Here is a 1,352-nt window from a genome sequence, read left to right as displayed (position 1 = left end):
CAACATGGACCCTTTTTAAATGGAACTTTCACAAGCTCTCGGTATTATCAATCTCACTGCCCCCGATGAAGTTCAAAGCCTCGCTGACCTCCTGTCTCCTGACCTCATTCAGCAAGCTTTTTCTCTCACTGACACCGTCACCCTACGCAAGCGTAAACTCCCCCTCGAGTCCATGGTCTGGCTGGTTATCGGCATGGCCATATTCAACAATAAGCCTATGAGTCATATCGTTAATCTGATGGATATTGTTGACCGAACCGGACGCTCATTCACCGCACCCAGCTCCGTTATTGCCCGCAGAAAAACATTAGGCGAAGATGCCATCCGGGTTCTGTTTGATATCACTCAGCAACACTGGCATGCAGAGGCAAAACATCCTCTCTGGCACGGACTGACACTCAATGCTGTCGATGGCGTAGTCTGGCATACGCAGGACACGCCTGAAAATGCAGAGGCCTTCGGTAAGGCTTCGAACCAGCACGGTGAACGCGGATATCCTCAGGTCCGCATGGTATGCCTGATGGAACTGAGCAGCCACCTGTTGCGGGCCAGTGTGATGGGCAGTTACGACGTTAACGAGATGCGCCTGGCGGCACAGCTGGCAGACAGCGCGCCGGATAACAGTATTACGCTGTTTGATAAGGGTTTTTACTCTTCAGGGCTGCTGCATGACTGGCATAATGCGGGCGAAAATCGCCACTGGCTGATGCCGCTGAAAAAGAACACGCAGTACGAGGTGGTATGTAAGCTCGGCAAACAGGACGAGCTGATACGGCTGAAAACGTCACCGCAGGCCAGAAAACAGTGGGAAGGACTGCCGGAAGAAATGACCGTGCGGCTTATCCGCCGGAAGGTCAATGGCGTAGAACGGCAGGTTCTGACGTCAATGACGGATGCGATGCGTTATCCGGCCGCGAGCGTGGCGGAGCTTTATAAGCATCGCTGGGAAATCGAGTTAGGATACCGGGAGACGAAGCAGTTTTTACTGGGGAACCGGTGGGCGTTGAGAAGTAAACTGCCGGAAATGGTCAGGCAGGAACTGTGGGGTATCCTGCTGACTTATAACCTAATTCGTTACCAGATGATCAAGATGGCGTTTAGCCTGAAGGGAGATTATCTGCCTTATCAGCTGAGTTTTAGCGGTGCAGTGTCGGAGATATTAGGGTTGTTAATCGGGCTGCCGTGGTCATCAGCGGGAGCCATCCCGGGTCACCTGAAGCATTTTTACAGCAACGCAGCGATGCTAAAACTCCCCTCGAGGCGTGAGCGTGAATATGCAAGGGAAGTGAGAGAAAAAAGGTCGAAATATCCCTTAAAAAACAATGCCGGTCACCTTAAGTGACCGGCATTAG

Annotated in this window: 1 protein-coding gene; it reads left to right on the top strand. The window is 52.1% G+C overall.

Annotated features, from left to right (window positions below; all coding sequences use genetic code 11):
- The first annotated feature begins 19 nt into the window (after positions 1-19).
- Entirely contained in the window at positions 20-1,342 is a 1,323-nt protein-coding gene (locus LVQ77_RS22230) for an IS4 family transposase (protein ID WP_232905493.1), read from the top strand.
- Positions 1,343-1,352 lie beyond the last annotated feature (10 nt).

Source organism: Buttiauxella cochleicola (assembly GCF_021282435.1).
GTDB lineage: Bacteria > Pseudomonadota > Gammaproteobacteria > Enterobacterales > Enterobacteriaceae > Buttiauxella > Buttiauxella massiliensis.
This window is presented reverse-complemented; position numbering and strand designations above follow the sequence as displayed.

Excerpts from the sequence above, each read along its gene's own strand:
- LVQ77_RS22230 (WP_232905493.1), top strand. The coding sequence starts at position 20 with ATGGAACTTTCACAAGCTCTCGGTATTATCAATCTCACTGCCCCCGAT.